We start from the raw sequence: 24,186 nt of genomic DNA on the forward strand, positions 1-24,186 counted from the left end.
TTACTTTCCGTTAAATGAAGACATGGTATTATTAATACCTGCAAAAACAAATGACAGGCATGCTTTCGAAAACTTTTCGATTCTTTCCGGAAGCTTTTCTGTCTCTTCTTCATTCCATGTTCCCAATACGTAATCCACCTGCCTGCCTTCTGAGAATTCTGCGGAAATGCCAAAGCGGAGCCGCGCATAATTTTGGGTCTGCAATACTTCATTGATATTTTTCAGCCCGTTATGGCCTGCATCAGATCCCTTTCCCTTCAATCTAAGAGTACCGAAAGGCAACGCAAGATCATCGGTAATGATCAATACATTTTCCAAAGGTATATTTTCTTTCTGCATCCAATACCTCAACGCATTTCCGGACAGGTTCATATATGTATCAGGCTTTAAAACCAATACTCTTCTGCCCTTATATTTCCCATCTGCCAACCATCCGAAATTAGTAGTATTAAAAGGTGTTTCCAGCGTTTCCGCTATTTTATCAGCTATTTTAAAACCTATATTGTGACGTGTGTTTTCATATTCCGTTCCCTTGTTGCCGAGACCTACAATCAAATATTTCATAAAGAAATTTTTTGCAAAATTACAGTATTAAAAGCAAAAAGCCCAACCTTTGAAAGATTGGGCTTGATATTATGTATAAATATTTCCTATAATGGCTTGTATATATAGTTTACTCCATAACCTACCGTCATATAAGTTTGCGGATCATAGCGGTAATCTGTTGAATATAATATCGGTGTAGGAACCAATTGAGTAAGATCCGTTATTGAGATTCTTTTTGGACTGTTTCGTGACAAGATCCAGCCGTCAGCATTCTTTTTATCGATAACATAAGGGGAAACCGCATCTGCAAAAAATAACTCTGATGATAAAATTCTTGAAATCTTATAAGCGCCTGGCAATAACGTAAACGGACTGATACCTGCATCATAGCTGGTATATCCAAAACTCAATCTTTTAGTTGGTGTCCCGTTCACGCCTCCGGTCATTGGACCATATTCCCTTGTTACCTTTGCTACATTATCTCCGGCATATTCAAATTTAATAGTAGAATAATTGTCAAAAGAAGGGGCCCCTGAAACGTCAGGACCGCTTGACTTTTTGATTGATTCCAATTTCCCTGTTGATGCAGAATACACTAAGCTGTAACTTGTTTTTACTTTTCTATATAGCATCTGAGGACTTGGCGATGTAACTGAATAAGGCGGAGTGGTTAATCTGTGATATACAGAACGGTCTTCTGAAATCTTCTCAAGTCTGCCTGTGCTTCCATACGTAAGCAGTTGCGTAAAATAAATACTGTCTTTCTCTACTTTCCCGTTTTTATCAAGATCAAGAAAACCTTTAAAATCAATTTTACTGATCTTATCTCCGCTCCATGCTACATCCGTTACTGAAGTACTGTCTGTAATTACTTTTGATAGCTGCAACCCGTTATAATAATATGTTGCCAGCGTATCTGAATCCGTAATTTCTCTATATAAAGCTCTCGGACCGTTAAGCCCTGTATTTGCATTAATGTCAAGCAGCGGGTCTCCGTTTTCATCCAACAGATCTTTACAAGAATGGACCGTAGCAACGCCTACTAATAGTAAAACAAAATAAAAAAGTCGTTTCATTCCGATAGGGATTATTTATTTTTTCACAAATATAATTTTTTTTTGAATAAAAACCATGTATTTATTCATTTTCAGATAAAACCATCAAAGGACGATTGGTATTATAACGCTTTATATATGTATTTAATTGTCTGGCTCTGGTCAGAAGTTGGGTAATTCTGAGAATCATAAAGATAATTTTTCGGAATAGGAATAGGTGGACCCGCAGGATTCTGTACCGTTATTTTCCCCACATTATTTGAAGAGAGCATATAGAAATTTGCCTGGAATAGTGTGGAAGTTACCATAAAATACTCTTTTGGCAAAGTGGTATAGGGATTTATTTTGGTATCATAATTTTCATAGGCATACGATACGGTTACCGCAGTAGAAAGATCAGGATTGGCTCCGTCCATCAGCATCGTACTATGGTCTACTTTAGCAACATTATTCGCAGAGAATGTAAACTTAGATTCTATATAATGAGTGTATGACGCACTTCCGGCCAGTTTTTTCTTTTCAATAATCCTGTACAGCTGTCCGTTGGCATCATAGAAAACTGTAAAATCACTATGGTTAGATATCACCCCTAATGCTGTATGATCCATCGTAAACGATGAAAGCTTTCCGCTTGTATAAGTAAGTGTATACATATTATCAATGACATGCGGATTTGCATTATCCTGATATTTGATCTGTGTTATTTTTCCCCCTGAGTAGGTTGTTGTAGCGGTAATTGTGTTGCTGGAGCCGGCATCTCTGATATAGGCCTGGGAAAGAATTCCTGCATTGGTAATGTATTCTTCCAGATCAATATTCCCGCTTTTTATTTTGCTTAGTATTCTTGGTCCTGTAATGGTTGGTGTTGTCCCGCCGGAAGTATTGTTATTGTTATTGTTATTCTGGTTCGGCGGATCTTCTGTGGTATTATCACATGAAACAACAAAAGCAAGTGCTAATGCCACACAAGATGAAAGAAAGTACTTTTTTATCATAATATTAGTTAATTCCGTCAAATATAAATTATTTTACCTAATTTTCCTTTGAATTTTTAATGAAGTGGCAAAAAAGATAAAAATCCAAAAACTTTCGCTTTCGGATTTTTGATTATTAAAGTTGATTTAATGCTCTTTAAGAGGTATTAAAAAATTATTGCTTTTGCCTCAATTTTTCTCTTTCTCAAGAATTGATTTCAACAGATGATTAACTTCTTTTACATTAACAATATTATCCTTCCTCATCATCAGCTGATTTCCTTCTTTACCTGATTTCTCTTTCAGCTGTGCTTCTCTTGGATTTTGAGTAAGATAACTGATAATATGTCTGAACTTATGGGTCTGATAAAATTTGTCCTGAGGATTATTCGGAAAATAACCCAGGAATACTGCGTTTTTCATGACAATCTTCTCAAATCCGATTTCTGCCGCAAGCCATTTTAAGCTGACACTTTTCAAGAGGTTTTTAGCCTCTTCCGGCAATGGGCCAAAACGGTCGGTAAGCTCCGCTTCGAATTGTTCCAGACTTTTCTCATTATCAATATCTGCCAGTTTCTGATACAGCAATAATCTTTCTTCCGTATTTGAAATATACTCATCAGGTAGCATCAGTTCCAGATCGGTATCAATATTGACATCCTTTGTCGTTTTAAAAAGTTTATTTCTCTCTTCCTCGTTTTCAAATAAATTTTCAAACTCCTGGTCATCCTTTAATTCCTCCAAAGCTTCCTGCATCAGTTTCTGATAGGTTTCGAAACCCATTTCAGTAATAAAGCCGCTTTGCTCAGCTCCGAGAAGGTCTCCGGCACCCCGGATTTCTAGATCTTTCATCGCAATCTGGAAACCGCTTCCAAGATCTGAAAACTGCTCAATTGCCTCCAGCCTTTTTCTGGCATCGCTGGTCATCATATCATAAGGCGGCGTAATCAGATAACAGAATGCCTTCCTGTTGCTTCGCCCTACCCTGCCTCTCATCTGGTGAAGATCTGCCATCCCGAACCGCTGTGCATCATTAATGAAAATCGTATTGGCATTGGGAACATCCACGCCGCTTTCTATAATGGTTGTGGAAACCAGAACGTCATATTTACCTTCCATGAAATCCAGCACATTTTTCTCAAGTTGCTTGCCTTCCATCTGGCCATGTCCCGTTATAACCCTTGCATCCGGAACCAGCCTCTGGATAAGCCCGGCAATATCTTTCAGGTTTTCAATTCTGTTATTGATAAAATACACTTGCCCGTCACGTTGAATTTCATAAGAAACGGCATCCCGAATCGTCTCTTCATTGAACCCGATAATATGAGTATCTACAGGCTGTCTGTTAGGCGGCGGTGTCTTGATCACCGATAAATCCCGGGCCGCCATTAAAGAAAACTGCAGTGTCCTCGGAATCGGAGTCGCTGTTAAGGTCAACGTATCCACATTGTTTTTTAAGGTTTTCAGTTTATCTTTTACCGATACTCCGAATTTATGTTCTTCATCGATAATCAAAAGCCCAAGATCTTTAAACTTAACGGCACTGCCCGCCAGCTGATGGGTTCCTATAATAATATCGACTTTACCGTTTTTCAGGTCAGCAAGAGTTTCAGATTTTTGCTTTGCCGTTCTGAAACGGTTGACATACGCTACGTTTACCGGAAAATCTTTTAATCTTTCTTTAAAACTTCTGTAATGCTGAAACGCAAGAATCGTGGTCGGAACAAGAACAGCTACCTGTTTTCCGTCAGTTGCCGCTTTGAATGCTGCACGAACCGCTACTTCTGTTTTTCCGAAACCTACATCTCCACAAACCAAACGGTCCATTACCGTATCGGCCTCCATGTCTTTTTTTACATCAATGGTAGCCTTTTCCTGATCCGGTGTATCTTCATACAAGAAACTTGCTTCCAATTCATTCTGCAGGTAAGAATCAGGTGTATAGGCAAATCCTTTTGCGGTTTTTCTCTGTGCATATAACTTGATCAGGTCAAAAGCAATCTGTTTTACTTTGGCTTTTGTTTTTTGTTTCAAAGATTTCCATGTCGGAGAACCTAATTTGCTTAATACAATTTCTCTTCCTTCCGGGCCGTTATACTTTGAAATCTTGTGAAGCGAATGAATACTTACATATAACAAGTCCCCGTTTTTATAAGTCAGCTTGAAGCATTCCTGTATCTTTCCGTCATTATTTACTTTGACCAAACCCATGAATTTTCCAATTCCGTGATCGATATGGGCAATATAATCACCAATCTTCAGAGACATCAGGTCCTTTAAAGTAAGCTGCTCAGATTTAGCAAAGGTATTTTTGGCTTTATAACGCTGATAACGATCAAAAATCTGATGGTCCGTATATACTGAAAATTTATTTCCATGATCTACAAACCCTTCATGAAGCTCGGATGTAAAGCTTTTAAACGGAAGCTCCCGTTCAAGTTCTTCAAAAATCAATTCCAATCTTTCTTTCTGCTTTTCGGATGAAAAGGAAATCCAGGTATCATATCCTTCACTTTGCCTGGCCTCCAGATCTTCAGCAAGCATTTCAAAATTTTTATGAAAAGAAAGCTGCGGATTCTGATCAAGTTTTATTTCGGTCCATTCAATTAGGCCTTCTATCTGAACACTCCCTAAATCAACCGTTTTAAATTTTTTATAATCAAATAAAAATTCCTGGTCTGATATAAACAGCTCCTGTGGTGACCGGTGTGCAATATCTTTGCTTAAGGCTTCATACTTTTCCAGGGATTTTTCATAAAATGTTTTCAGCTTCTGCATGCAGAGAATCCCATTTTTAGAGATAACAAAACTTTTTTCAGGCAACAGCTGCAACAGAGAAATCCGGCTGCCGGTTACTGTGAAATTCATATTAGACACCAATTGAAACTCATTTATTTTGCTTACTGAAAGCTGGGTTTCAATATCAAATGTTTTAATGCTTTCCACCTCATTCCCAAAAAAAGTGATCCGGTAGGGTTTTTCATTAGAAAAAGAGAAAACATCCACGATCCCTCCCCTGACTGAAAATTCACCGGGTTCAGAAACAAAATCAGCCTGCTGAAAATGATAATGATGCAACAGCTCATCTACAAAATTGAAATCCAGCTGATCACCAACTTTAATATGATGAGAAATCGCTTTAAAATCTTCTTTCTTCAAAACCTTTTCAGATAAAGCTCCTGCATAGGCTATAATTACTTTAGGAGACTTGCCTGAAGTAATCTTATTAATTACTTCTGTTCTTAAAACCAGATTGGCATTCTGTGTCTTCTCTACCTGATAAGGTTCAAGATGGGTAGCCGGAAAATATAATACTTTGTCTTTTCCCAGAAGATTTTCCATTTCCGTATTGGCATATAATGCATCTTCTTTGTCATCCAAAAGGTAAAGAATATGTCTTTTTTGAGTAAGAAACAGTTCTGCGGCAAAAATGGAAACCGATGAGCCGGCACTTCCTTTTACAAAAAGATGTTGATGTGTTTCAAGTTGGTCAAAAATCTCTTTTCCAAATTCTTTCTGAAGGAGATGCGGCAGGAAATTTTCGGTAATGGTTTTTAACGGCATAAATTATATAGATATAATGGCAAAATCGATTCCGGAGTTCCCGAAATCGTTTTCATGATAACAAAGATAATGCTAATTCTTCACAATAGACTTTTATCACCTTAAACGTACAGACAGAATAAATGATTAAGTGATAAATTAAATCCGATTATGATAGTATACATAGATTAAGCCGCTAAATATCAATAATAAAACTATACATTTATAATTATTGCCAAAACTCCTGTGAATCGGTTAAAACATTTAATAAATATAAGAATGGCACGCTGTTTGAAAAACTCCCTTTATCAAACTTAAAAAGAAATTATATTATGAAAAAAGCACTTAGAATTTTAGGATTGTTCCTATTAACGTTTTTTGCAGTCACGACCATTACATCATGCAGCGATGACGATGATCCGGCAAACAATGACTTTTTTGCAGGCACATACAGAGGAAGTGTCGCGTATAATGGTGGTGGTGATAACATCAGCTCTAATGACGGAAGCGTATTTGTAACTAAAATTGCCAGCGGAACAAAGTACAACTTCGCATTTTCTAATGGAATTCCTGATCTGAACGGAGTAGAATTTAACCAGCAGGGTGATAATACTCTGGTAATGGTTGGATCCACAGCAACATCATATATCAGAATTGATAATAATGATTTGAAAATACTTTATATAAAAGACGGTAAAACCTGGACCGCTAACTGTACCAGATAAGCCAACGCTTAGATCTTTACTTACAGCCTGCTTTCTTAAAAGAAGCAGGCTTTTTCTTTACTACTTCCGGATATTTGAAATTCATATTCCATTGCATCCTTATTAAAACTATTTAATATTTTTTTAAGCTCTGATAAACTTTAGTTAAGTTTCTGAAAAGCAGATTTTAAGTCCGGATTTTGTATACCTTTGAAGTAACAAAACAAAAACATATGAAAAAATTATTATCAGCAATGTCAGTCATATTAGGACTTGGCTTTGCAACGGCTCAGCAAACGGCTCCTGCAAAAAAAGCTGCTGCTCCACAGACAGTAAAAACAGCGAAAACTACAAAGCCGGCTGCTATGGCGGCTACAGAAAAACCGGCAACTGCTCCTGCAACTGCTAAAATGAAAAAAGACGGAACTCCGGATAAAAGATATAACGCAAATAAACATCTTAAAAAGGACGGCACACCAGACAAGAGATACAAAGCAAATAAATAAACTCATATATAGTTGTTATTTTCATAATCAAATTTCGAAGAACCGATGACCACTCATTCATCGGTTTTTTTATTGTATATTTTATAAAAGTGATGACAGATTCTTAAGTTATTTATACATTTGAATCATGTTACATTTCCTAAAGAAAACAGCGGCATTAATCTGGGCAAAAAAGCATGTCCGCCATACTGAAGAATTTAAAAAGAATGCTGAAAAAAACCAGGAAGAACTTCTGCTTTCACTGGTACATACTGCTAAGAAAACACTTTTCGGAAGGGAACATGATTTTGAAAATATTAAAACCGTAAAAGATTTCCAGGAAAAAGTGCAGGTTTCCGACTATGAAGATTTGAAACCCTATATTGAAAGGGTAAAGAAAGGCCAGGCCAATATTCTCTGGATAGAAATTCCTGAATATTTCGCCAAAACTTCGGGCACAACTTCGGGTTCAAAATACATCCCTATTTCTAAAGAAGGCATGCCTTTCCAGGTAAAAGGGGCTCAAAGTGCGCTTTTCCATTATATTGTTAAAAAAAACAATGCTGATTTTGTAAACGGCAAAATGATCTTTCTGCAGGGAAGTCCTGAACTGAAAGAAGTTTTCGGAATAAAAACAGGACGCCTTTCAGGAATTGTAGCCCACCATATTCCTAAATATTTACAGAAAAACAGGCTTCCGAGCTGGGAAACCAATATGATGGAAGACTGGGAAGCGAAAGTGGACAGGATTGTTGAGGAAACCGAAAAAGAAAATATGACCCTGATCTCCGGAATACCGCCCTGGCTTATTATGTACTTTGAAAAACTGACTGAAAAACACGGCAGAAAAATCAAGCAGATCTTTCCAGGTCTTCAGTTAATCGTGACAGGCGGTGTCAATTATGAACCTTATCGCGATAAAATGGAAGACTTACTTGGAGGGAGTGTGGATATTGTGCAGACATTCCCGGCTTCTGAAGGCTTTTTTGCATTCCAGGATGATTATACAAAGGAGGGACTGCTGCTTTTGACCCATCACGGTATTTTTTATGAATTCATTCCGCTGGAAGACTATGGAAAACGGGATGCGAGAAGACTGACACTAAAAGATATCGAACTGCATAAAGACTATGCACTGATACTAACAACCAATTCAGGATTATGGGCATACTCAATTGGGGATGTAATACGTTTTATTGATAAAGATCCATACAGAATTCTGGTCAGCGGAAGAACTAAGCATTTTACTTCAGCATTCGGAGAACACGTTATTGCTTTTGAAGTGGAAGAGGCTATGAAAGCAACCCTGGAAAAATTTCCGGCACAGATTACAGAGTTTCATCTTGCCCCGCAGGTCAATCCTGAAGAAGGGCTTCCTTATCATGAATGGCTTATTGAGTTCGAAAAAGAACCCGAAAATACGGATGCTTTTAGAACTGAGCTTGATCACCAATTAAGAAAGCGCAATACCTATTATGATGATCTGATTTCCGGAAATATTTTGCAGCCCTTACATATTACCTATCTGAAAAAACATGCCTTTCATGAATATGCAAAATCACAGGGAAAACTGGGAGGACAGAATAAAACACCAAGGTTGGCAAACGACAGAAAAATTGCCGATTTATTGGAAATACATAAACGTTGAACAGATTTTTTCAATTCCGGAAACGTATATTCGAAAAAAATTATAAATTTGAAAAATTAAAAAATAATAATGAGAGCATCTGTACTTTTAAAATCATCTTTACTGACATCATTGTTTGTGATCTCGTCTTGCGCCACTACGAAATACACAGAAGATACAGCAAAGAATGATTACTCTAATCTTGAAGCTGGAAAAATGTATACGGTAATGATGAAAGACGGTTCAAAGAATGAAAAAATGTTATTCCGTAATGTAGACGGCGATAACCTGATCGGGACTGCCGGAAAAAAAGACAGTACAGTAGTTACCATTCCTAAAGCCAATGTAGCTGCGGTACGAGACAGCCGTAAAGCAAGAATTACTGCAGGTGCTGTAGTCATCGGAGCAGCAGGCGTTGCAGCATTGGTATTGAGTTCATCAAGGGCTGATCATTAAAATAGATTTTATCTTTTAAATCTTATTCAATTTTTCATTTAAAAAAAAACGATAAGCATACCCTCGAATCAATATTTGAGGGTATTTTTGTCGGATGATCTCATTTACTCCACTACAGACCTTAAAAAATATTGAATTCAGGCATCTTCTTACGGGAAGATTTTTTATTGTTCTGGCTTTCAGAATGCTGGCAACCTTATTAGGATGGTGGGTCTATCAGTTAACGAAAGACCCCTTTTCAATCGGGCTGATCGGGCTTTCCGAAGTCATCCCAGCAGTAAGCTGCGCTTTGTATGCAGGGCACGTTATCGATATGAATGAAAAGAAAAGGCTACTTCTGATATGTAACTATGCTTATATCTTCCTAATCGGATTACTGCTGATACCGGCATTCCTTAATGTTGAACTACACTTTACGGGACATCAGATTACTTATTTTATTTATGGCGTTATTTTTTTTACAGGAATTGCAAGAGCTTTTATCGGACCGATTGTCCCTTCCATGATTCCTAAAATCGTAAAAAAAGAAAATCTGCCGAATGCCGTTACTTTAAACCAGGCAACTTTCCTTATTTCTTCCGTATGCGGCCATGCGGCAGGAGGTTTCCTGATCGGGTTCTTCGGAGTAAAATGGACATTGGTCGTAGTGATTTTACTGATATTTTCAGCTTCATTATTTTTTTTCCGGTTAAATAAGCAGCACTCTGAATACAAAAAAGAGAATATTGACGTTATAGAAAGTATGCGCGAAGGAATTTCTTATATTTTTAAAACCAAAGAAATTTTGGGAGCGCTGTGTCTTGATATGTTTGCTGTTCTTTTCGGTGGTGCCATTGCCATGATTCCGGTCTACGCTTCAGACATCCTGAAAGTAGGCGCAGAAGGCTTCGGATTATTGAATGCTGCATCTGATATCGGATCCATGTGCATCATTATTATATTATCAATAATCCCTTTAAGAAGGAATCAGGGTAAAATTCTACTGGCTGCTGTAACAGGATTCGGTCTTTGTATCATCGGATTCGGATTGTCTCATCTGTACTGGCTTTCTTTTATGTTTCTGATGCTAAGCGGAATGCTGGACGGAATTTCCGTAGTGATCAGAGGAACGATTGTTCAGCTTAAAACTCCGGATCATATCAGAGGCCGCGTTTTAAGTGTGAATTCGATATTTATTATGTCGAGCAATGAAATGGGACAATTTGAAAGCGGTTTAATGGCAAAAATGCTTGGTGTAGTACGCTCCGTTGTTTTTGGAGGAACCATGACAGTACTGGTTGCGTTATTTGTAGGAAGCACCAATTCGAAATTAAGAAAAATGCAATATTAAAAGCATATATACCATTTTATTAAATTAATCCTAAAAACTTTAATTTAAAATTAATAATTTTTTATATTTGTAATATAAAATTTCCCCTTCATGAAAAAAACTTTACTCATTTTTCTGAGCATTCTGGCTCAGATGTTTTACGCACAGTCAGACTGTACTTCTGCCCTTGCCGTCTGCGGGAATTCTAGCCTCTCCTATACACCGAGCGGATTCGGAAATACTCAGGAAAGCCCTTTGGGTAACGGATGCCTTTCTACCGAACACTTTTCTGTATGGTATACCTTTACCGCCTCGACAAGCGGGACACTTACCTTTCTGATCACGCCGAATGCCCAAGCCGATTATGACTGGGCCGTTTTCGGACCGAACAAAGCCTGCGGCAGTCTTGGCACACCCATAAGATGCTCTTATGCAGCACCTTCCGGCACAGGACTTACAGGACTTAATATGACTGCTACCGACACTACTGAAGGGGCAGGAGGTGACGGCTTTGTAAAGTATCTGGATGTAATAGCCGGAGAAACCTACTATCTGATTGTGGATAACTTTTCAGCCAATGCCAACGGATTCGTATTAAGCTGGGGCGGTACTGCTACCCTGTCTTCTCCGTTTAACTCTACGATTCAGCCTAATCCTTTCATCCCTCCGGGAACTGCAAACCCTACTCCGGGAGGCCCAAATGAAGTGATTATCTGTACCGATCCTGCTGTATTTGACTTTTCAACATTGACCTCAGGTATTATTAACAATAATCCGAATTTTACCGTAAGCTATCATACAAATCCCAATGATGCACTTACCGGCAACAACCCGATTACAACTCCTCAAACAGTAAGTACTACTGCGGTATATTATTACAGCATCAGCTACCTGGATCCTGCTAACCCAAACAGTGCAATCAGCAAGTGTAAGCAGACAGGAACCTTCAAGTTTAAACAAGGAAATATTTCAGCTACTGATGTCACTCTGACTGAGTGTAATAATAACAACCAGGGAACTGCGGTATTTGACCTTAGCTCCGCCAATGTATTGCCTACTGATCCAACAGCCATTAAAAAATATTATCCTACCATGGCTGACCTGAATGCAGGAACTAATGAAATTACCAATCCTTACAATTTCACTTCATCTACCGGTAAGATATATGTAAAAGTAGAAACCCTGCAAGGCTGTTCCGATGTTGCTGAAATCACGTTAGCTTTTTATGCTGATTTCACAGTAACCGAAGCTACTTTGAGATCATGTTTTATTGAAACAAACCCTTCAACGGCTTTGTTTAATCTTAATACGGCCGCCGTAACAACACTGGCAGGAGCTGTTAAAACTTATTATCCTTCTGTAGCGGATGCTATAAACGGAACTAATGAAATCTTACCTGCGACTACTTATATTGCACCTAACGGCGTTGTGTTTGTTAAGGTAACGGATGCAAACGGATGTTATAAAATCGTTAAAGTAACTTTAATTGTATTACCACCTGTTTATTCAAGTGTTCTTGAAGACAAGATTATCTGTATGGAAGATACGACAACACTGGATGCCGGCCCTGGATTCACAGGCTACAAGTGGAGTACCGGCGCGACTACGCAGTCAATTACCGATGTTACGGTAGGGACATACTGGGTAGAACTCAAAACCGGGGATTGTATTGCCAGACAAGCGGTTAAAGTATACCCTTCCGAGCAACCTGTTATTTCAAATATTGACATTACCAACACAACCATTACGGTAAATGTTTTAGGCGGAGCTGCTCCATACAAATATTCAATTGATGGGATTAACTGGCAGGATTCCAATATCTTTAACAATATACCAAGAGGTGATCATACGGTTTACGTGAAGGATGGTTATGACTGTGATCCGATTACGGTAACTGTTGTAGTGCCGAATCTGATTAATGTGATCACGCCAAACGGAGACGGAGTGAATGATGTGATTGATTATTCTGCATTAGCCGGCAAACAAAACTTAATTTTAAGTATTTTTGACCGATACGGAGTAAAGGTTGCCCAGGCCGATAAAACCAACGGATTCAAATGGGACGGGACTACCGGAGGCAAGAAAGTATCTACCGGAACATATTGGTACTCTGTAACGTGGAATGAAAATGACAAAAAGAATACTCCATTCAAATTTTCAGGATGGGTGATGGTAAAAAACAGAGACTAATTCTTAAACAACTAAAGAAAAACCGCTTTTTCCAGGCGGTTTTTTTCACATTCTAATAAGTCTAATACTATTTAATAAAAATCATTTCTAATGAAGAAGTTATTACTGCTGACTATTTTGTTTTTTTCACAACTGCTTTTCTCACAATCAGATTGTATTTCAGCAATTCCTGTTTGTGGAAATTCAAATATTTCCTATAATCCAAGCAGCAACGGCACCATTCCGGAAGCAACAGCCAACAGTTGCCTGGATGTAGAGCACTATTCAGTATGGTATGTATTTACCGCCGCTACCAGTGGAACAATTGAATTCACTATAAATCCGAATACGGTTCCCAATGTACTGCACTATGACTATGATTTTGCCGTATATGGCCCCAATATCAATTGTGCTACATGGGATTTCGGGAATGCCATCAGATGTAATTTTTCCGGAACCAGCGGTGCAACAGGATTAAGTTCCACCATAACGGGAGACCAATGGGAAGAGCCTCTGGATGTTATTGCAGGAGAGACCTACTATCTTCTTATTGATAACTATATCCCAAGCAACCCGTATGGATTTTCATTAACCTGGGGAGGAACGGCTACCCTATCTTCAGCCTTTACTGACCCCACTTTAGCTCCAAACCCTTTTGTTGCACCAGGGACCCCCAATCCTGCAGGCGGACCGAACGAAGTGGAAACCTGCCCTTTACCGGGAATGTTTGACTTCAGCACACTGTCAGCAGAAATTTTAAATGGAAATCCGAACTTTATTATCAGCTATCACACTACTGCTAATGATGCCTTATTCGGGACAGCGCCTGTTACAGCACCCATTACAGTTGATGCAACAAGCACTTATTATTACAGCATTCATTATCAGGATCCTGCCGATCCAGACAATCCACTGAATGCCTGCAGACAGACAGGATCATTTAAATTCAAATTAGGTGAAATCCCCGTCCATAACACTACTGTTTTTGCCTGCGCCAATAACGGAGCAACTACCGGGACATTTAATCTTACTACTGCTGATGTTTATTTTGACGCTACTGCAACTAAGAAATTTTATCTTACGCTGAATGACCTTAATGCGGGTGTTAATGAAATCCAAAATACAAACAACTATGTATCCGGCGAAAAAACATTATATGTAAAAGTAATAACCTCCGCAGGATGCATTGGCGATACCACCGTAAACCTGGCATTCCATCCTAAAGTAATTGCTTACGATGCCAGTATGGAATCTTGTTTTATTGAGTTTAATGTAACATCTGCCGCTTTTAATTTAAATCTGGCTAACGTAACTTCACAAACGGGACATACAAAAGTGTTTTATAAAACACAGGCGGATGCCATTGCCGGGATCAATCCGATTGTAATAGCGGATCCATATGTTTCAACCAGCGGGGTTGTTTATGTAAGAGTTATAAGCGAAAAAGGATGTTATGCAATTTCCAAAATCACGTTAAAAGTTTTACCTCCTGTAAAATCAAATGTCCTGAAAGACAAAATCATCTGTATAGAAGATACGACAACTTTAGATGCAGGAGCCGGCTTTGATGGCTATGAATGGAGCACAGGAGCAACCACCCAGTCTATCACCAATGTTGGTGCAGGAGCTTATTGGGTAAAATTAAAAACAGGGCAATGCTGGACATTACAGGAAGTGAAGGTAAATGCTTCTGTACAGCCCGTTATCACCAACATTGAGATCACCAATGATTCATTCACAGTAACGGTAAACGGAGGAAAACCACCATACAAGTATTCTTTGGACGGAATAAACTGGCAGGATTCCAATGTGTTTACAGGTCTTCCGAGAGGAGAAAATAAGGTGTATGTAAAAGATGCTTACGACTGTAATCCTATCGAAGTACAGGTTACTGTTCCAAACCTGATCAATGCCATTACGCCGAACGGAGATAACGTCAATGATTACATAGACTATTCAGCGCTGTCTTATAAGAAAAATTTGGTATTCACCATATATGACCGATACGGAAACATGATGTACACTGCTGATAAAATGAGAGATTACAAATGGGACGGAACTACCGGTGGCAAAAAAGTAATGACAGGAACATATTGGTACACGATTACATGGAATGAAAACAATAAGAACAGTACACCGACCAAATACAGCGGATGGATACTGGTAAAAAATATAAAATAATAAATTTTCAAATACGTAAAAATCACCTCAATTTGGGGTGATTTTTTATTTCCGCTTTCGGATACTATCCCAATATTGGGAGTAACTTGTTAGTAACTTGTTTTCCAAAAAAACTATCTTTGCATCATTATGGCGCAGAAAGAAACTCTATCTTCATTAACGAATGGAAACTTTGCAAAAGAGCTTTCAATTGCTGACGGAAAACTCCCTCCTAATGCATTAGAATTCGAAAGACTGGTGATCGGTACTTTTTTGATTGATAAGAAAGGGCTTGACGAATCTATAGATTTATTAACACCGGAAGTTTTCTATGATCCCAGACACAGTGTCATTTTTGCCACTGTTTTAAAATTATACGAAGGCAACCAGCCTGTCGATCTGATGACGATCATTCAGGCGCTGAAAAAGGAAGATAAATTAAGCCAGGCAGGCGGAGACAACTATCTTATTGACCTGACCATGGGCGTAAGTTCATCAGCCCACATTGAATATCACGTACGTGTTATCCTTGAAAAATATATTTTAAGGAGCCTGATTAATGTTTCTGCAAATGTTATTGATGCTTCCTATAAAGAATCGACAGACGTATTTGAGCTTTTGGACAAAGCGGAGCAGTCCTTTTTTGAGATCACGAACGGAACGATCAAAAAAGGATTTGATACGGCCAACTCACTGGTAAAGCAGGCAATTGAAACCATTAAGTCATTAAAAGACAAAGAAGGGCTTTCAGGGGTGCCTTCGGGTTTCCGTGATGTGGATAAAGAAACCGGAGGCTGGCAGAATTCAGATTTGATTATTATTGCAGCACGTCCCGCCATGGGAAAAACGGCATTTTTACTTTCCATGGCAAGAAATATTGCGGTAGGACATAAAGTCCCGATGGCTTTATTTTCTCTGGAGATGGCTTCGGTACAGCTGATCACCAGAATGATTGCCTCTGAAACAAGAATTTCTTCAGAAAAATTAAGAAAAGGAACCTTAGATGACGAAGAATGGCAGAGACTGTTCTCCAATGTATCGGAATTGGAAAATGCGCCTTTGTATATTGATGAAACCCCTTCCCTATCGATTTTTGACTTCCGTGCAAAATGCAGGAGGCTTGTTATGCAGCATGGGGTAAGAATTATCATGGTCGATTATCTCCAGCTGATGACCGCAGGCGGAGGCGGAAAAGGAGCAGGGAACCGTGAACAGGAAATTTCCATGATTTCACGTTCACTAAAAGCCATTGCAAAAGAACTTAATGTGCCGGTTATTGCACTTTCCCAGCTTTCGAGGAGTGTGGAAACCCGTCCCGGGAAACGGCCACAGCTTTCTGACCTCAGGGAATCCGGAGCTATTGAGCAGGATGCGGATATCGTATCTTTCATCTTCAGGCCGGAATATTATAAAATTACCGTTTGGGATAATGACGAAGAAGGCCAGGAAACCTCAACGGAAAACCAGGCAGAACTTATTATCGCAAAACACAGAAATGGGGCAACAGCTGATGTAAGACTTTCATTCCTTAAACATTTTGCAAAATTCGGGGATGTTGAAGCTGCATTTGACGGCGGGGGCGGCGGTTATCCTTCCAGTTTCGGGCCTAACGAGCCCAGCGGTTTTGATAAAATCAAAACAACCATTCAGCCGGGCGCGGCATTTGACCTGCCGAATAAATCGCAGGTGTCCGGATCTTCAATGAATGATTTTGATGACGATGATGATTTCCCGTTTTAATATAATTAAACAACAGTAAAGCCTTCATTAATCAGCAAAGTACTGATCATCAACATAAAAATTCAGAATTCAATCATTATATAATTGAAAATAGAAATATACACCGACGGAGCATGCAGCGGAAATCCGGGGAAGGGCGGATACGGAATTCTCATGCGTGTTCCCGAAAAAAAATATCAGAAAACATTCTCGAAAGGTTTCCGGAAAACCACCAACAACAGAATGGAACTTCTGGCCGTTATTACAGCCTTGGAAAAGCTGAAGTCTCCTGATAATGATATCCATATTTATACGGACAGCAAATATGTAGCAGATGCCATTAATCAAAACTGGCTGCAGGGATGGGTCAAAAGACGCTGGAAGAATGTTAAAAACCCTGATCTCTGGCAAAAGTTTGTGGTACTTTATAATATCCATTGCCCAAAAATGCACTGGATCAAAGGTCATGCAGGACATTTTGAGAATGAATTATGCGATAAGCTTGCTGTAGCAGCTGCTGCATCAGATGATTTAGAGGTTGATGCCTATTTTGAAAATCTTGAAAATAATGCACTGTTCTGATTATCTTAAAAATAAATTCAAGTTGAAATTTTTAAGCATTATCTCTCTTAACTTATCATTTATTATAAAATAACCATCAAATTCAGTAAAATTAACATTGAATACATATAAATTGATTGGGATTTAATATCTTTGACCCATACAATTTAAGTATTACAATACATGAATAAAAAACTACTGGCTTATTTCACCCTTTTTTTATGCTGCTTTTTCGGAAAAATTTCTGCCCAAACGTATCAATTAACGGGAAATCCGGTCAATACTACCGGGTGGGATGTTGTTCCATCAGCAGTTGTTAGTGGTGACTTTGTACAACTTACCGCAGATCAGACTTCTCAGGTCGGTGGTGTCAAACTGAATGCCCCCATTAATCTTAAATTCTGTGATAAATGGAGGGTGGAATTTGATTTCAGAATAGACGGAAACGGAACCACCAGCTATGGACGAGGAGATGGTTTTGCATTCTGGTATCTGGCCAATCCGCCTGCATCCTACACTCAGGGCGGTGGATTAGGAATCCCCGCTAACTCTACCGGATTAATGGTAGGATTTGATATCTTCAACAACAGCACTGAGGGACAGATGAGTAAAGTTCATGTACTTTACGGCACCAATAATACTGCCGGATCAAACATCGAATTCAACAATACGGCAGGAAGCACGTTCCATACGGCAGACCTTAACCCGACCCAGCCATTTGTAGGAGCTACCTACAAGCATGTGGAAGTATTGGGACAGGTAGACCCTGCAAATCCGGCGAATTGGATCATCAATATAAAGATAGATGGTACCGTAGTTGTTAACCAGTCTTTTGCCCCATCCGGAGGTGCAATCGGGATGACCCAGGGATACTTCGGCTTTTCAGCTTCTACAGGAGCGGCAAGTGCAAGGCACTCTATTAAGAATGCTAAAATTTACACGGATAAAGTTTCCATCAATCAGCCTTCTGTTTCAGCCAGCTTTTGCCCTAATCCAACTACCGGACAGGGAACCGTGAATCTGACAAATTATCAGAACCAGTTTGTGGCCAATCCGGCGAATTATACGTTTTCTTACAGCGTAGCAGGTACGCTAATCACGAACCCTGCCAACTACCAGTTCAGCGGGAACACAACAGTTTCCGTTTTGATTAAAGATAATTCCGGGGTATTATGTGACAATCCGGATGCAAAGATCATTTTATCCCTTGCTCCTTTTACGGCAACACCTGCCACATTGACCGCATGCAACAATAATAATGCGGGAATGGCAACATATAACCTTACGCTCGCCAATGTAAATGAACCGGCCGGATCAACCAAGATTTACTACAAAACCTTGTCTGACCTTAATGCCGGAATCAATCCTATAACCAATCCTAATGCATACCTGTCTGCAGCCGGAACCGTATATGTAAAAGTAACCACACCACAGGGATGTGTAGGATCTGCCGCCATCACATTGGCATTCTTCCCTCCTATCGTATCGAATGATGCTGTATTAGAATCATGTTTTATTCAAAGTGCACCTACAACTGCTTCTTTTAATCTTACACAAGCTAACGTAACGAGCGCTTCAGGTATTGTTAAAACGTATCACACAACCATGTCTGATGCTTTGGCAGGAACAAATATCATCCAGAACACCTTAGCCTATATTTCAACATCTTCGACAGTTTATGTGAGGATCTCCAATACGGCAAACTGTTTCGTCATTGTTAAAATAACCCTGAAAGTTCTGCCTCCTGTATATTCTGCTGTTTTAAAAGACAAAACGATCTGTATTGATGCAAAAACCACACTTGATGCAGGCCCGGGATTCGACACTTATCTTTGGAGCACAGGGGAAACGACTCAGGCTATTCAGGATGTTTCTCCCGGACAGTACTGGGTTCAGCTGAAATCCGGACCATGTACAGCGATACAGATCGTAAAAGTTAATCCAGCCTCACAACCTGTTATCACAAAAATTGATATTACCAATACAACGATTACGGTAAATGTAAGCGGCGGAAAAGCACCTTACAAATATTCTTTAGACGGGATAAACTGGCAGGACTCCAACATCTTCATAGGATTGCCCAGGGGCGAAGCGATAGTGTATGTAAAAGACTTCTACAACTGTAATCCGATTAGTGTACAGGTTACTGTTCCGAATCTGATTAATGCCATTACACCCAACGGAGATAATGTGAATGATGTGATCGATTACAGCGCGCTGGCATATAAGAAAAACCTTGTTTTCACCATTTATGACAGATATGGAAACAAATTATATGAAGCCGATAAAATAAGAAATTACAAATGGGACGGGACTGCCGGCGGCAAAAAAGTAATGACAGGAACGTATTGGTATTCTGTTACATGGAATGAAAATGATAAAAATAATACTCAAACCGTATATAACGGCTGGGTATTGGTAAAAAATATAGAATAATTCATATTAAAAGATCATTCCCTCGCGGAGTGGTCTTTTTTAATAAAACTAAATACACCACCACTCAAACCAATAAACTTTATCTCATGAAAAAAAAGTATACTTTTTTATTTTTCTTTATACTCTTATTTTCTAATCACCTGTTTTCACAAACCTACCAGCTTACAGGAAATCCTGTGAGTACAACGGGATGGACAATGGTTGCCCCTACAGTAGTTAATACTGACTTTATTCAGCTGACTCCCGACTCCAATAACCAATCAGGCTCGATCAGGCTTAATGAACCGATCAACTTAAAATATTGCGATAAATGGAGAGTGGAATTTGATTTCAGAATGGATTCCAACCAGACAGCCAACGGAGACGGCATTGCATTCTGGTATCTGGCTAATCCGCCTGTGGCAAGTGTTTTAGGATCTGGTCTTGGCGTCTCCCAGAATGCGGTTGGTTTTATTACCGGATTTGACACTTATAACAATACAACGACCGCGGTAATGAGTAAGGTACACGTTGCATACGGCCAGGTGGCGAATACGACCGACAGCAACAATGTAGAATATTTCAATATTCCCGGAAGTTCATTCCATTCTCCCGACATGAATACTACTCTTCCCTTTCAGGGAACTGCATACAAACACGTAGAAGTATCTGCAGAAGTGGATCCTGCGGCTCCGGCCAACTGGATTGTGAAAATCACCATAAACGGCACGCTCATATGCAACCAGTCTTTTGCTCCATCCGGAGCAGCTGCTGCTATGACCGTGGGATATTTCGGTTTCTCAGCATCTACGGGAGGAAACAGATCAAGACACTCGATCAAAAACGTAAAGGTTTTCGTAGATAAAATTCCTTTGCTGCAAGCTGCCATTACAAAAAACATCTGCCCTGATCTTGCAGGAATGTCAACTGTTGACCTTACCACATTTAATCCTCAGCTTACCGCTAACCCAGCCAATTATAATTTCACCTATTATATCACAGGGAGCGGAACTCCGATTGCAAACCCTACAAATTTCCAGTACAGTGCTGATACCAATATTTCTGTGGTTATTAAAGATCCTTCATCCGTGCTATGTGATAACAATGATGCAACAATCGCATTGAAAGTTGCCCCGACAGTCAGCACGACAGACGCCACTTTAAGAACCTGTTTTATTGAAAGCAATCCTTCTACCGGACTCTTTAATCTGACTACAGCGCCGGTAATAGGTACCTCAACAGGAATTACTAAAAAATACTATCCTTCTTTAGCAGATGCCCAAAATCAGACTAACGAGATTGGAAATTCACTTAATTACATTGCTCCGGCGGGAGTAATTTACATCAGGGTAAGCAATACCTTCGGGTGTTTCAGTATTGCTAAAGTAACATTAGAGGTTATTTCCCCTGTTTTTTCCAATGTTCTTGAAGATAAAATCATCTGTATGGAAGACAAAACAACGTTGGATGCGGGACCTGGATTCACAGGCTACGAATGGAGTACCGGAGCAACCACTCAGGCAATTAACAATGTAGGAGTGGGCACCTATTGGGTAAAATTAAAAAGCGGAAATTGTGTTTCCAGACAGGAGGTTAAAGTATATCCTTCGGAACAGCCCGTGATTTCAAGTGTTGATATTTCCGGCAGTACCGTTACAGTATACGCCACCGGGGGAACTGCTCCGTACCGCTATTCCATGGACGGAATTAACTGGCAGGATTCTAATGAGTTCAAGAATATTTCACGAGGCGATGCCAAGATCTATATAAAAGATGCTTATGACTGTGAGCCGATTGACATTACCATCGTGGTTCCGAATATCATCAATGTTATTACTCCGAACGGAGACGGCGTTAATGACGGTATTGATTATTCAGCACTGGCCGGTAAACAAAACCTTGTATTTAATGTGTTTGACCGCTATGGAACACAGCTTCATACGGCAACCAAAGAAAACAGATACAAATGGGACGGCACAGCCGCAGGTAGGAAAGTCTCTACGGGAAATTACTGGTTCTCCGTATCATGGAAGGAAAACGACAAGAAAAATACCCCTGTAAAGTATTCGGGCTGGATACTCGTTAAAAACAGGGATTAAATGTAAATAACCATTCTGCATATTCAAAAAGATCACTTCAAATTATTTGAAGTGGTCTTTTTTTAATCCCTTATTTAGAATGAGATATTTTGCCTTACTCTTATTTAATTCGCATTCTATTCTTAAATTTGTAATATGAATTATTTAGAAGCTTTAAGCAGAAGATATTCTGTAAAAAAATTTAACCGGAAAATCATCCCTCAGGAAATCCTTTCTAATATTCTTGAGTCAGGAAAATTATCTGCAAGCTCTCTGGGTCTTCAGCCGTATAAAATGGTGGTTGTTGAAAGCGAAGCCATGAAGCAGAAACTGATTCCGGCTTTCTATAATCCATCGCAAATCTCCACCTGTTCTCATTTAATTGTTATTATTTCTAAAAGAACGGTTGAAGAAAATTATCTTAACGGCTATTTCAGGCATATTTCAGAAGTGCGGGAAACACCTTTGGAAACTTTAGATCCTTTCAGAAACAGCATAGACCAGCATATTCAGAAAAACCATGATGACATTTTCAATTGGGCAGAAAAGCAGTCATATATCGTTCTGGCTAACCTTATGTATGCTGCCGCTATTGAGAATGTAGACACTTGCCCCATGGAAGGTTTCCGCCAGGAAGTTATTGAAGAAATTTTAGAAATAAATTCTGACATCGAAAAAGCGACCGTTACCCTTGCTTTAGGCTACCGTTCAGAGGAAGATCATTTCCAGCATCTGAAAAAAGTGAGAAAACCAAACGAGAAATTGTTTAAATTTATTTAATTTAGAGCTTTGTACCTAAAGCAAGCATAATGATAAAAGCGGATGTATTAGTAATCGGTTCCGGAATTTCAGGACTTTCCTATGCCATTAAAACTTCTGAGCAGTTTCCTGATGCCAAAATAATTATCGTAACCAAGTCTGATGAGGATGAAAGCAATACCAAATACGCACAGGGTGGACTTGCAGTGGTTACAGATTCTAAAAATGATAATTTCAGCAAACATATTGAAGACACCATGCGAGCCGGGGATGGCGAAAGCAAGTTTGATGTGGTAGAAATGGTGGTAAAGGAAGCACCTGCCAGATTCAACGAAATTGTAGAATGGGGCGCAAACTTCGACATGAAGAACGGAGAATTTGCTCTAGGCAGAGAAGGCGGACATACAGAAAACAGAATCGTTCACCATAAAGACATTACCGGCTTTGAAATTGAAAGAGCCTTGCTGGAAACCGTCAACAAAAGCAAGAACATCGAGATTCTGGATCATCATTATGTGATTGATATCATTACACAACACCATGTTCCGGGAAAAGAGCTCAATGAAGGAGACATCCACTGTTACGGTGCCTATATTTTAGATGAAAAGTCTAAAAGAATCAAAAAGATCACCTCTAAAATTACCCTGGTAGCTACAGGAGGAGCGGGCCATGTCTATAAAAACACCACCAACCCAACTATTGCAACAGGAGACGGAATTGCATTTGTAGCCAGAGCGAAGGGCAAGGTTTCCAATATGCAGTATTACCAGTTTCATCCTACAGCCCTATATAGCAAAATAGACGGCATGCTGTTTTTAATTTCTGAAGCCGTTCGTGGTGACGGAGCCAAACTGAGAACAAAGAGAGGCGAAAAATTCATGCATAAATATGATGAGCGTGAAGAACTGGCGTCCCGGGATATTGTAGCAAGAGCAATTGATGCCGAAATGAAAATTACCGGAGACGAATATGTAGGCCTGGACTGCAAGGAAATGAATAAGGAAAAATTCCTGGAACATTTTCCTAATATCTATAAGAAATGTAAAGATGAAGGGATCGATCCTTTCAAACAGCTGATTCCTGTTGTCCCGGCATGCCATTATTTAATGGGCGGTATCGAAGTGGATAAAGACGGACAGTCGTCGATCAGGAACCTTTTTGCCGTCGGAGAGTGTACAAACTCCGGACTTCACGGCGCCAACCGACTGGCTTCGAACTCCTTACTGGAAGGTTTGGTGTTCGGACACAATGCCGCCATGAAAACGGTTGACTTATTGCATGAAAATAATTTCAACTTTGATGATTTAAAAGCCGTGCCTGAATGGAATGAAGAAGGCATGAAAATTATGGATGAAATGGTGATTGTTTCCTATCTAAGAAAGCAGCTTCAGGAAATGATGAGCGACCTGGTTGGAATTGTAAGAAGCAACCGCCGGCTCAATATGGCTTTACAGAAACACCAGGAAATCGCTGCTGCTGTAAATGAGATTTACCACTACTCCATTCTTTCGCCGCAGTTATCCGAATTAAGAAATTTAACAACTGTTGCCCACCTCATCATTACCCAGTCTATGGAAATGACGGAAAATAAAGGCGCATTTTATAATAAAGATTTAGTTTAAAAGC

Annotated in this window: 17 protein-coding genes; 13 read left to right on the forward strand and 4 right to left on the reverse strand. The window is 39.4% G+C overall.

The genetic code is table 11. From position 1 onward, the window contains the following. The 4 genes from pth to mfd all read right to left on the reverse strand — a co-directional run bounded on the left by pth (position 1) and on the right by mfd (position 6,139). Entirely contained in the window at positions 1 to 564 is a 564-nt protein-coding gene (gene pth, locus MKJ01_RS02050) for an aminoacyl-tRNA hydrolase (protein ID WP_241611319.1), read from the reverse strand. Between the two features lie 86 nt (positions 565 to 650). Further along, a complete protein-coding gene (locus MKJ01_RS02055; protein WP_241611317.1) occupies positions 651 to 1,622 on the reverse strand; it encodes a hypothetical protein in 972 nt (323 codons plus the stop codon). A 101-nt stretch (positions 1,623 to 1,723) separates the two neighbouring features. Beyond that, entirely contained in the window at positions 1,724 to 2,596 is an 873-nt protein-coding gene (locus MKJ01_RS02060; RefSeq protein ID WP_241611316.1) for a hypothetical protein, read from the reverse strand. A 168-nt stretch (positions 2,597 to 2,764) separates the two neighbouring features. Continuing rightward, positions 2,765 to 6,139, reverse strand: a complete 3,375-nt coding sequence (gene mfd, locus MKJ01_RS02065) for a transcription-repair coupling factor (RefSeq protein WP_241611315.1) — start codon at positions 6,137 to 6,139, stop codon at positions 2,765 to 2,767. Between the two features lie 311 nt (positions 6,140 to 6,450). On the opposite strand from mfd, the gene MKJ01_RS02070 reads away from it, so the two are divergent. From MKJ01_RS02070 to nadB, 13 genes are all read left to right on the forward strand, one after another. Then, entirely contained in the window at positions 6,451 to 6,843 is a 393-nt protein-coding gene (locus tag MKJ01_RS02070; RefSeq protein WP_241611313.1) for a hypothetical protein, read from the forward strand. Positions 6,844 to 7,055: 212 nt separating this feature from the next. After that, entirely contained in the window at positions 7,056 to 7,328 is a 273-nt protein-coding gene (locus tag MKJ01_RS02075; RefSeq protein WP_241611311.1) for a hypothetical protein, read from the forward strand. A 127-nt stretch (positions 7,329 to 7,455) separates the two neighbouring features. Further along, on the forward strand, positions 7,456 to 8,955 hold the full coding sequence (locus MKJ01_RS02080; protein WP_241611310.1) for a GH3 auxin-responsive promoter family protein: 1,500 nt from the start codon (positions 7,456 to 7,458) through the stop codon (positions 8,953 to 8,955). A 69-nt stretch (positions 8,956 to 9,024) separates the two neighbouring features. Further along, positions 9,025 to 9,390, forward strand: a complete 366-nt coding sequence (locus MKJ01_RS02085; protein ID WP_241611309.1) for a hypothetical protein — start codon at positions 9,025 to 9,027, stop codon at positions 9,388 to 9,390. A gap of 94 nt (positions 9,391 to 9,484) precedes the next feature. Next, a complete protein-coding gene (locus MKJ01_RS02090; RefSeq protein ID WP_241611308.1) occupies positions 9,485 to 10,720 on the forward strand; it encodes an MFS transporter in 1,236 nt (411 codons plus the stop codon). Between the two features lie 90 nt (positions 10,721 to 10,810). Beyond that, positions 10,811 to 12,889 carry a T9SS type B sorting domain-containing protein gene (locus MKJ01_RS02095; protein ID WP_241611307.1) on the forward strand — a complete coding sequence of 693 codons (2,079 nt, stop codon included), beginning with the start codon at positions 10,811 to 10,813 and terminating at the stop codon, positions 12,887 to 12,889. A 90-nt stretch (positions 12,890 to 12,979) separates the two neighbouring features. Beyond that, positions 12,980 to 15,049, forward strand: a complete 2,070-nt coding sequence (locus MKJ01_RS02100) for a T9SS type B sorting domain-containing protein (protein ID WP_241611306.1) — start codon at positions 12,980 to 12,982, stop codon at positions 15,047 to 15,049. Positions 15,050 to 15,178: 129 nt separating this feature from the next. Then, positions 15,179 to 16,768, forward strand: a complete 1,590-nt coding sequence (gene dnaB / locus MKJ01_RS02105) for a replicative DNA helicase (protein WP_241611305.1) — start codon at positions 15,179 to 15,181, stop codon at positions 16,766 to 16,768. A gap of 84 nt (positions 16,769 to 16,852) precedes the next feature. Continuing rightward, complete coding sequence (rnhA, locus tag MKJ01_RS02110; RefSeq protein ID WP_241611304.1) at positions 16,853 to 17,329, forward strand: ribonuclease HI; 477 nt, start codon at positions 16,853 to 16,855, stop codon at positions 17,327 to 17,329. A 162-nt stretch (positions 17,330 to 17,491) separates the two neighbouring features. Then, entirely contained in the window at positions 17,492 to 19,744 is a 2,253-nt protein-coding gene (locus MKJ01_RS02115; protein WP_241611301.1) for a T9SS type B sorting domain-containing protein, read from the forward strand. 86 nt (positions 19,745 to 19,830) lie between these two features. Further along, complete coding sequence (locus MKJ01_RS02120; protein WP_241611299.1) at positions 19,831 to 21,822, forward strand: T9SS type B sorting domain-containing protein; 1,992 nt, start codon at positions 19,831 to 19,833, stop codon at positions 21,820 to 21,822. A 135-nt stretch (positions 21,823 to 21,957) separates the two neighbouring features. Beyond that, on the forward strand, positions 21,958 to 22,581 hold the full coding sequence (locus tag MKJ01_RS02125; RefSeq protein ID WP_241611297.1) for an NAD(P)H-dependent oxidoreductase: 624 nt from the start codon (positions 21,958 to 21,960) through the stop codon (positions 22,579 to 22,581). A 29-nt stretch (positions 22,582 to 22,610) separates the two neighbouring features. Further along, complete coding sequence (gene nadB, locus MKJ01_RS02130) at positions 22,611 to 24,182, forward strand: L-aspartate oxidase (RefSeq protein WP_241611296.1); 1,572 nt, start codon at positions 22,611 to 22,613, stop codon at positions 24,180 to 24,182. Positions 24,183 to 24,186 lie beyond the last annotated feature (4 nt).

Source organism: Chryseobacterium sp. SSA4.19 (genome assembly GCF_022601875.1).
Lineage (GTDB): Bacteria > Bacteroidota > Bacteroidia > Flavobacteriales > Weeksellaceae > Chryseobacterium.

Coding starts and splice junctions, on each gene's coding strand:
- pth (WP_241611319.1), bottom strand. CDS start 564: ATGAAATATTTGATTGTAGGTCTCGGCAACAAGGGAACGGAATATGAA.
- MKJ01_RS02055 (WP_241611317.1), bottom strand. CDS start 1,622: ATGAAACGACTTTTTTATTTTGTTTTACTATTAGTAGGCGTTGCTACG.
- MKJ01_RS02060 (WP_241611316.1), bottom strand. CDS start 2,596: ATGATAAAAAAGTACTTTCTTTCATCTTGTGTGGCATTAGCACTTGCT.
- mfd (WP_241611315.1), bottom strand. CDS start 6,139: ATGCCGTTAAAAACCATTACCGAAAATTTCCTGCCGCATCTCCTTCAG.
- MKJ01_RS02070 (WP_241611313.1), top strand. CDS start 6,451: ATGAAAAAAGCACTTAGAATTTTAGGATTGTTCCTATTAACGTTTTTT.
- MKJ01_RS02075 (WP_241611311.1), top strand. CDS start 7,056: ATGAAAAAATTATTATCAGCAATGTCAGTCATATTAGGACTTGGCTTT.
- MKJ01_RS02080 (WP_241611310.1), top strand. CDS start 7,456: ATGTTACATTTCCTAAAGAAAACAGCGGCATTAATCTGGGCAAAAAAG.
- MKJ01_RS02085 (WP_241611309.1), top strand. CDS start 9,025: ATGAGAGCATCTGTACTTTTAAAATCATCTTTACTGACATCATTGTTT.
- MKJ01_RS02090 (WP_241611308.1), top strand. CDS start 9,485: ATGATCTCATTTACTCCACTACAGACCTTAAAAAATATTGAATTCAGG.
- MKJ01_RS02095 (WP_241611307.1), top strand. CDS start 10,811: ATGAAAAAAACTTTACTCATTTTTCTGAGCATTCTGGCTCAGATGTTT.
- MKJ01_RS02100 (WP_241611306.1), top strand. CDS start 12,980: ATGAAGAAGTTATTACTGCTGACTATTTTGTTTTTTTCACAACTGCTT.
- dnaB (WP_241611305.1), top strand. CDS start 15,179: ATGGCGCAGAAAGAAACTCTATCTTCATTAACGAATGGAAACTTTGCA.
- MKJ01_RS02115 (WP_241611301.1), top strand. CDS start 17,492: ATGAATAAAAAACTACTGGCTTATTTCACCCTTTTTTTATGCTGCTTT.
- MKJ01_RS02120 (WP_241611299.1), top strand. CDS start 19,831: ATGAAAAAAAAGTATACTTTTTTATTTTTCTTTATACTCTTATTTTCT.
- MKJ01_RS02125 (WP_241611297.1), top strand. CDS start 21,958: ATGAATTATTTAGAAGCTTTAAGCAGAAGATATTCTGTAAAAAAATTT.
- nadB (WP_241611296.1), top strand. CDS start 22,611: ATGATAAAAGCGGATGTATTAGTAATCGGTTCCGGAATTTCAGGACTT.